Origin of the sequence: Bacillus sp. JJ1764 (assembly GCF_036962145.1) — a bacterium.
Lineage (GTDB): Bacteria > Bacillota > Bacilli > Bacillales > Cytobacillaceae > Neobacillus.
Map to the genome: position 1 here is coordinate 11,840 of NZ_JBALNY010000096.1, position 8,497 is coordinate 20,336.

Annotated in this window: 8 protein-coding genes and 1 riboswitch; of the genes, 7 read left to right on the plus strand and 1 reads right to left on the minus strand. The window is 40.9% G+C overall.

Annotation, left to right across the window (positions count from 1 at the left end):
- From V7083_RS13960 to nrdG, 6 genes are all read left to right on the plus strand, one after another.
- A partial coding sequence (locus V7083_RS13960) for a beta-carotene 15,15'-monooxygenase (RefSeq protein WP_335478746.1) occupies positions 1–826 on the plus strand: 826 nt, incomplete at its 5' end.
- Between the two features lie 298 nt (positions 827–1,124).
- Positions 1,125–1,324, plus strand: a riboswitch (cobalamin riboswitch).
- Between the two features lie 134 nt (positions 1,325–1,458).
- Complete coding sequence (locus tag V7083_RS13965; protein WP_438823726.1) at positions 1,459–3,687, plus strand: ribonucleoside-diphosphate reductase subunit alpha; 2,229 nt, start codon at positions 1,459–1,461, stop codon at positions 3,685–3,687.
- Positions 3,688–3,706: 19 nt separating this feature from the next.
- Positions 3,707–4,741: a ribonucleotide-diphosphate reductase subunit beta gene (locus V7083_RS13970; protein ID WP_335478748.1), complete on the plus strand. Its 1,035-nt coding sequence runs from the start codon at positions 3,707–3,709 to the stop codon at positions 4,739–4,741.
- Positions 4,741–5,217 (plus strand): flavodoxin domain-containing protein, encoded by a 477-nt coding sequence (locus tag V7083_RS13975; RefSeq protein WP_335478750.1) that lies wholly within the window; start codon positions 4,741–4,743, stop codon positions 5,215–5,217. The genes V7083_RS13970 and V7083_RS13975 overlap by 1 nt, the downstream gene beginning before the upstream one ends.
- Positions 5,211–7,082 carry an anaerobic ribonucleoside triphosphate reductase gene (locus V7083_RS13980; RefSeq protein WP_335478752.1) on the plus strand — a complete coding sequence of 624 codons (1,872 nt, stop codon included), beginning with the start codon at positions 5,211–5,213 and terminating at the stop codon, positions 7,080–7,082. The genes V7083_RS13975 and V7083_RS13980 overlap by 7 nt, the downstream gene beginning before the upstream one ends.
- Positions 7,079–7,561: an anaerobic ribonucleoside-triphosphate reductase activating protein gene (gene nrdG, locus V7083_RS13985; RefSeq protein WP_335478754.1), complete on the plus strand. Its 483-nt coding sequence runs from the start codon at positions 7,079–7,081 to the stop codon at positions 7,559–7,561. Before V7083_RS13980 ends, nrdG begins: the two co-directional genes overlap by 4 nt.
- 19 nt (positions 7,562–7,580) lie before the next feature.
- Here nrdG and V7083_RS13990 read toward each other — a convergent pair whose 3' ends face one another.
- Positions 7,581–7,943: a hypothetical protein gene (locus tag V7083_RS13990; RefSeq protein WP_335478756.1), complete on the minus strand. Its 363-nt coding sequence runs from the start codon at positions 7,941–7,943 to the stop codon at positions 7,581–7,583.
- A 129-nt stretch (positions 7,944–8,072) separates the two neighbouring features.
- On the opposite strand from V7083_RS13990, the gene V7083_RS13995 reads away from it, so the two are divergent.
- Positions 8,073–8,375: an MTH1187 family thiamine-binding protein gene (locus V7083_RS13995; RefSeq protein ID WP_335478758.1), complete on the plus strand. Its 303-nt coding sequence runs from the start codon at positions 8,073–8,075 to the stop codon at positions 8,373–8,375.
- Positions 8,376–8,497: the final 122 nt, after the last annotated feature.

Here is an 8,497-nt window from a genome sequence, read left to right on the forward strand (position 1 = left end):
TCTCGTGGTTGCCCGGTTTATGATTCCAATGGAATACTTGGCACCTATGGAACGGGTCACTTGGCTGGGATTTGCAGTGGAAAGCGGGCTATTGCTTATAGAAATGGTAGTATTGGTGACGTTCTTTCTTTATTTGCCAAGGATTGTTTGTTCTGTCAAAGAAAGCCCATTATCAGTTATTTATGCATTTTCAAAGGCAGTTAATGAAAAGGTAAAGCCATATCCAATTGTTCGTGTGATTTGCTCTGAGATGCTCGTGATGTATTATTCTTTTGCTTCTTGGAAAAAGAAGCCAGTAACAGGCGAGGGATACTTTACTTTGCACAAAAAATCAAGCTATATTGCCTTAATGGTTATGCTGATTCATGCAACGGTTCTGGAATCCGTTGGCATCCACTGGCTGATTCACGAAAAATCTTTGGTCCTATCGATTATTATGCTGGTTTTAAATATGTACACTGTCCTTTTTTTTCTTGCGGACATTCAGGCCGTCCGGCATAACCCGCTGCAGGTAACGGAGCACTCGCTTTATATCTCAATGGGGTTAATGAAACGGATGGAGGTAAAGTGGTCTGAGATCGAAGAAGTGAGGGATACACCGGAACAATGTCAACAAAAGCTTTTGAAAAACACCATTGAATTTATCGCGCGTGACTTTATGGAAGTTCATCCTGATGTGATCTTGAAACTGAAGCGACGTGTTCCGGCCACCCTAGCCATGGGGTTGGTTAAGCATTATGACCAGGTTGCAATCCGGGTGGATGATCCAGAGAGATTTAAGGCGGTTTTAAAGGGAAAATTAAATAGAGAAATGGAGAAAGCCTAGGACCGGTGGTTGTGCCGGTCCTTTTCGTGTAATAAAATAATAACTCATGGACATCTTCTACAAAATTAGGTTAGGGATGTCAGATAGAACGATTCTCAAAGACTTCTCACGGGAGTACACCCCAAAGAAATCCCATGATTGTAATTCTAAAGATATCATTTTAGTAAACTGCCTCAAGTTGTCTAAAGAAAATAGATTACAATTTTTGTCTTGTAAAAAAAACATGAATAAGATATGATATAAACTAAACTAATACACTGTATCTAGTATTTAGGAAATAGAAAAACAACTACATATAGTAATAGCCTTGCGATAAGATGCGATGATTCGCTTAATAGGGAATTCGGTGAAAGGCCGAAACTGCCCCCGCAACTGTAAATGCTGACGAACTAAATGGACCACTGTATAAGAGAGCTCACTATTTGGGTGCTTATACGGGAAGGATTTAGTAGAGGATGATGCATGAGTCAGGAGACCTGTCTTATTTTAGTTAGTTTCACTTCTTCGGGGATGGGGAAGATGAGATGGTGGCGTCAAAACGAATCATGCAGGTTTTTCTTTTGGCTGTTGTCATTTCTTCCGCTCTGATCCCCGAGCGGATTTTTTTATTTACAAAAAAGGAGAAATCGACAATGACCGAAACGATGGTAACAACGGCAAAAAAACTTGGTTTAGACCTAACAGAACTCAAACAATACAATCAAAATGAAAAAGTCCTTCAATACGCCCTACATAAAATCTCCATGGACCAGCCGAATTGGACCTACATTGCGGCTCGAGCCTATTTAAACGAACTCTATGAGCAAGTTGCCCGTAACAGGGGATACGATCCCAAACAAAATTACGGAGATTATTACTCATTACTCACAATTCTAACTGAAAAAGGAATTTATTCTCCTGAACTAGTAACCTCCTATTCTAAAGAAGAAATCGATGAGCTTGGGCAAACCATAGACCCGGACCGCGATTTGCTTTTTCAATATATGGGCCTATTCTTGCTGGCTGATCGTTATTTGGCAAGAGATCATGACCGGAATCTTTACGAGCTTCCTCAAGAGCGGTTTATGACGATTGCCATGCATCTGATGAAGGATGAACCAAACTCAAAACGAATTTATTTCGTAAAAGAAGCCTATTGGGCTCTAAGTAATTTGTATATGACAGTGGCGACCCCTACTTTAGCTAATGCCGGAAAAAGCTTCGGTCAGCTATCATCCTGTTTTATCGATACAGTGGAAGATTCACTAGATGGAATCTACCTTAATAACTGGGATATTTCCCGCCTTAGCAAGGATGGCGGCGGAATTGGTGTATATTATGGAAAAGTGCGCGCACTGGGATCAGATATTAAGAAATTTAAGGGAAATTCTTCAGGGGTGGTCCCATGGATCCGTTTACTAAACGATACTGCTGTCAGCGTAGATCAGCTAGGACAGCGTCAAGGGGCGATCGCCGTCTATCTCGATATTTTTCACAAAGATATTATGAATGGATTTCTTGATTTAAAAACCAATAATGGCGATGAACGGCGCAAAGCACACGATCTTTTCACAGGAGTTTCAATCCCGGACCTTTTTATGGAAAAATTGCAGGAAACCGATGAGAATGGGAAAAGCATCGGCCAGTGGCATACGTTTTGTCCTCATGAAGTGAAGCAAATAATGGGCTGGAAAGATGAGAATGGAAATCCGTTAGGACTTGAAGATTTTTACGATGAAGAGGATCACAAATATTTTACAGAAAAGTATTATGAGGCCGTCCAACATCCATTTCTACCGAGGAAGACCTATCGGGCCATGGATCTCATGGCCAGGATCATGATTTCGCAATTGGAAACCGGGACACCATATATGTTTTATCGTGATGAAGTTAACCGGCAGAATCCCAATAAGCATCTAGTTAGCGAAGGGCGTACCTCCATTTATTGCAGCAATTTATGTACAGAAATCGCTCAGAACATGTCTGCTACCACTATTTCAAGTGAATATGAGGACCAAGATGGCAACTTGATTATCGTTCGTAAGCCGGGAGATTTTGTCGTCTGCAATCTTTCTTCAATAAATCTGGCAAAATCGGTACCGGACCAAGTGCTAGAACGTTTGATCCGAATTCAAGTGAGAATGCTGGATAATGTGATCGATTTAAATACCATTCATGTTGGACAAGCTCAAAAGACTAATAAAAAATACCGTGCCGTTGGTTTGGGTACCTTTGGTTGGCATCATTTGTTAGCGCTAAAAGGCATTCATTGGGAAACGGAAGAAGCGGTACGATTGGCAGATGAACTATACGAAGAAATTGCCTATTTTACGATTCGAACCTCGATGGAATTGGCACAAGAAAAAGGGGCATACAGCCAATTTGAAGGTTCCGAGTGGCATACAGGCCGTTATTTTGACCGAAAAGGCTATACATCAGACCGCTGGAAAAAGGTTAAAGAGGATGTTACCCAAAATGGGATGCGAAATGGCTGGCTGATGGCAGTTGCCCCCAATTCTTCAACAGCCAAAATCGGCGGCTCTACGGATGGGATTGATCCGATTTACTCAGTCGAATATGCCGAAGAAAAGAAGAACTTTAAATTCAAAGTAACCGCTCCGGATTTGAATCATCATACGTACGATTATTATCGCCGAGTCAGACATCAATTGGACCAGCATTGGAGCATAAAACAAAATGCTGCGAGACAAAAGCATATTGATCAAGGAATAAGCTTTAATTTGTACGTGAAGCACGATATTAAAGCAAAGGATCTATTGCAGCTCCATCTAGAGGCTTGGAGACACGGGTTAAAAACGACCTACTATGTCCGAAGTACATCACAGGCCGAAATTCAAGAATGTGAAGCTTGCCATAGTTAATGGAAGGGGAAATGAAAGCATGCAACTACGAAAAATAAAACTATTAAATCCTGAGCATCCCAATAAATCAACCGGTATTATTAATGGTCAAACATCGGGTATCCTTAATTGGAATGATATTGCATACCCACACATGTATGATCTCTACCAAACCTTGTTATCAAACTTTTGGAAGGCCCAAGAAATCAATATGCAAGATGATATTAAACAATGGGATTCTTTAACTGAGTCTGAACAGGATGTCTTTTTAAGAATTAATACACAATTAGCGTCCTTGGATAGTTTACAAACACCGACGATGAGTCAGGTGATGGATTATGTAACTGACTCCAGTTTCAAAGCGATCTTTGCCGTTATATCACAGCAGGAAGCGGTGCATAACGAATCTTATTCTTATATTTTAAGTTCATTGGTTCCATTACAAGAACAAAACAGCCGATTTAATCAGGCGAAAGAAGACCCGATTGTTCAAAAAAGAAATGCACTCATTCTCGAGGCTTACGAAGGTTTTCGCCAGTGTCCGACACCTAGTAGTTTATTTAAATTGGCTGTGAATTCGATTAATCTGGAAGGAATCTATTTTTATTCAGGTTTTGCCTTTTTCTACCATTTGGCCCGTCAACAAAAGATGTTAAAAACGAGCACGATGATCAGCTATATCCAGAGGGACGAAATGCAGCATGCCTATTTTATTTCACAGTTTATCCGGATTCTATTAACGGAAAATCCTGAAATGAATACCCCGGAAAATATCGATTATATCTATAAAACCATTGATAGTGCAGTAGAGTTAGAAAAAGAATGGTCCCGGTTTATTTTAAACAATATCGATGGAATTGATTTACAAGAATTTGAACATTATGTTGAGTATTTAGCCAATAAACGATTCCGCCAGCTTGGTCTGAACAATCTGTACCCTGAACGTGAAAACCCGATGCCATGGATCCATGTGTTCAGTGATGAAATGATCAATGAAACCAAATCGGATTTCTTTGAACAAAAATCTCGCACGTATACGAAGGTAACACAATCGAATGGATTTGATGAATTGTAATGAGCATCGCCATCATCTATTCCTCTCGGACAGGAAATACCCAAGAGCTCGCAACGGTGATCAAACAGCTTTTTCAATTACATGGTGTAATGGCGGATTGTCTTCCAGTTAATGGATTGCCCTTGTCTACGATTAAAGCCTATACTGGAATTATTGTTGGGACTTATACATGGGGAGACGGAGAGATTCCTCCTGAAATGGTTCCTTTGTATCATGCATTTGAAAATCAGGAAGTGGCACACCTAACCACTGGAGTGATCGGAACAGGAGACAGCTTCTATCCCCATTTTTGCGGAGCCGTGGATGCATTTAGGGACATGTTTTATGTCCATACCAGTTTAGCGGTTACAATGAAGGTGGAGTTATCACCACAATTAAGCGATATGGAAAAATGCCGTCGCTTTGTTGGATTATTTTTGGAAAAATATGAAAAAGTAAAAAAACAATCAGAATGGGTCGTGAACGAAACATGTTGAAGCTAATGGAAGAATTGAAGGAAATCGTGAACAGCAGCAACCAAGACCTGGTTCAAGAAAATGCCAATGTGGATGGACAATCACCAATGGGCATGATGAGCTTATTTGCCTCTGCAACGGCAAAGTCATTCACCGTCGACAACCTCTTGTCCGAAGATGTGAAGAGAGCTTATTTGGATGGCTACATCCATATACATGATTTGGACTTCTATGCCAGCGGCAGCACCACCTGCTGTCAAATCCCTTTGGAAAAATTGTTGAAGAACGGTTTTGACACCGGGCATGGAAAAATGCGCGAACCGAAATCTATTGGCAGTGCCATGGCATTAACAAGCATTATTCTGCAGGCCAATCAAAACATGCAGCACGGCGGACAATCGGTTCCTTGCTTTGATTATGATCTAGCGCCATTTGTACGGGCGACGTTTGGTAAGAAACGTGAACTTGTCCGGGAAATTGCTGTTGACACCAGCGAGGAATTCTTGGATCAAAAAGCTTGGGAATGGACAGAAAAGGCAGTATTTCAGGCGTGTGAAGCCTTTATACATAATTGTAACTCCATGCATTCGCGCGGGGGAGGCCAGACCCCTTTTGTGTCAATCAATATTGGAACTGACACATCACGGGAAGGCCGGATGGTAACAAGAAATATCCTGCTTGCGGCGCAAAATGGATTGGGCGGCGGGGAAACCCCGATTTTCCCGATCATTGTTTTTAAAATCAAAGATGGAATTAACTTTAACGAAGGCGATCCGAACTATGATCTATACCGTTTGTCTCTAGAGACTACATCAAAGCGGTTATTTCCAAACTATGTATTTATCGATGCCCCTTTTAATCTGCAATACTATGACGGTACCAAGGAAAGTGAAATCAGTACGATGGGGTGCAGAACAAGGGTGATTGGAAACGTAAATGGCCAAGAAACTCCGGTAGGCAGGGGAAATCTATCCTTTACCTCTATCAATCTTCCATTGCTTGCGATTGAATCGCCATCTATCCAAGATTTTTGGGAAAAGCTGGAGATCAACACCGATCTTGCGATTAAACAATTATATGAACGCTATCTTTACCAGGCAGAAAAAACCGTATCCCATTTCAAGTTTTTATATGGGCAGGGGGTATGGTGGAATGGGGAAGAATTAGCTCCATTTGAAAAATTAAGCGAAATCCTAAAGCAGGGCACATTATCGGTCGGCTTTATCGGATTGGCTGAAGCCCTTGTCCAATTAATCGGGCAACATCATGGTGAAAGCAAGGAATCTTTGAAACTGGGGATGGATATTGTTGCCTTTTTGCGAAAAAAAATGGATCAAGCCACGATCGAATATGGATTAAACTATTCTTTATTGGCAACACCAGCTGAATCCCTTGCAGGTAAGGCGCTACGGTTAACAAGAAGGAAACACGGCATCATTACGGGGGTCACTGATCGGGAATATTTCACCAACAGCTTCCATGTACCTGTATACTATCCAGTTGCAGCTCTGGAAAAAATCAAAATAGAAGCGCCGTTCCATGAACTGACCAACGCCGGACACATCACCTATATTGAAGTCGATGGTGATGCCAGCAAAAATATTGAGGCCTTGGATACGTTAGTTAGGGCGATGCAAAAATACGGGATTGGATATGGCAGTATCAATCATCCGGTGGATCGATGTCTCGAGTGCGGACATCAAGGGATCATTGACAACGAATGTCCAAATTGCGGTAATCGGAATGAAGTCAAAGTAGAACGAATCAGAAGAATTACCGGATACTTAGTAGGTTCGATGAATCGCTGGAATTCCAGCAAGCGGAGTGAAGAAAGTGAACGTGTCAAACACAATCTATCGGTTCGTAAAGGAAACAGCCCGAAATGAGAGTGCTAGATATCGTCCATGACTCGATTGTAGACGGAAGAGGCTTAAGAACGGTGATCTTTTTTGCTGGATGTCCTCATCTCTGTCAAGGATGTCATAATCCCGAGTCTTGGAATATTGAAGGGGGCACGGAATGGAGTGAAGCGGAGATCTTTCAGGAAGTCATGAAAAATGAATTAACCGATATCACTTTCAGTGGCGGAGAACCGTTTTTACAGGCGAGAGAGATTGCTGTGTTAGCGCGTAAACTCAAACAAGAGGGGAAAAACATTTGGTGTTTTACGGGGTATCGTTACGAGGAATTAATCCAGGAACCCGATCATGTTTCCTTACTAGAACAAATTGATATATTGGTAGATGGAAGATTTGAGCTGAAAAAGCGCGATTTGACTTTAAGATATAAAGGAAGCTCCAACCAGCGCATCATTAATGTGCCAAAAAGTCTGAAGAGCGGAGAGATTATCGAAGAAATTTCGTAAATTCAGGACCGGCCATAGTTCATTCTTGGCCGGTCTTCTTAATGGTCAAACTAAGGCTTTTTAAGGTGTACAGACGTGCTGAAACAAGAAATAGATCTTCATAATGATGGTTTACATATTGATCAATAACGGAAATCCCTTTATAAAATTCATCCACCAAGTATAAAGTATATTTTTCATTCCAGTCGTACTGATTGATTCTCTTAAGTTCATCCGCGATGATTTGGAATCTGTACTCTTCAATAAAAAGTTTGATTTGATACAACTTATCAGCATTTTTAATACTAGAACTGCTGCGGTTTTCGTAATGTATATAGATAAACTTAATAAAACGATTGATATTGTCCGCAAGCAGATTGGCTTTTTGCATCTGGAATTCCATGATCGCATCTCCCCGAATTCCTTTTTAACAAGATTTTATGTTTTGAAACATCCAACTATCACCATGTTTTGTTGAAGTGAAAAACATGTGGTATCCTGTTAAGGTAGTAACAATACAGGAGGAAAAATTATGGCTATTATCGATATCACTGTAATCCCAGTCGGGACCGGCACACCAAGCGTGAGCGAATATGTAGCAGAAATACATAGAGTACTTCAGCAATACGAGGGAAGGGTGAAATACCAGTTGACACCGATGAGCACGTTAATCGAAGGCGAACTGCCATTATTGATGGAAATTGTGCAAGAAATTCATGAAGTGCCGTTTAAGAAAGGGTTGCAACGGGTTTGCACGAACTTAAGGATAGATGATCGTCGCGATAAGGAAAATTCGATGGAGCGGAAGTTACAATCTGTTCAGGCAAAATTATAAACATCCTCTCAAGAAAACGTCGAAAGTTGTCGACAGAATGAAAAAAACATTGTAGAATAGTTCCATAATTAAATAAATCCGTCGAGACGGAAAGAGGTTCTAGCTACCCTCTATAAAAAACT

Bases quoted from the DNA above. Each gene is read 5' to 3' on its own strand.
- V7083_RS13980 (WP_335478752.1), top strand. From the start codon at position 5,211: ATGTTGAAGCTAATGGAAGAATTGAAGGAAATCGTGAACAGCAGCAAC.
- V7083_RS13995 (WP_335478758.1), top strand. From the start codon at position 8,073: ATGGCTATTATCGATATCACTGTAATCCCAGTCGGGACCGGCACACCA.
- V7083_RS13965 (WP_438823726.1), top strand. From the start codon at position 1,459: ATGACCGAAACGATGGTAACAACGGCAAAAAAACTTGGTTTAGACCTA.
- V7083_RS13990 (WP_335478756.1), bottom strand. From the start codon at position 7,943: ATGGAATTCCAGATGCAAAAAGCCAATCTGCTTGCGGACAATATCAAT.
- V7083_RS13975 (WP_335478750.1), top strand. From the start codon at position 4,741: ATGAGCATCGCCATCATCTATTCCTCTCGGACAGGAAATACCCAAGAG.
- V7083_RS13970 (WP_335478748.1), top strand. From the start codon at position 3,707: ATGCAACTACGAAAAATAAAACTATTAAATCCTGAGCATCCCAATAAA.
- nrdG (WP_335478754.1), top strand. From the start codon at position 7,079: ATGAGAGTGCTAGATATCGTCCATGACTCGATTGTAGACGGAAGAGGC.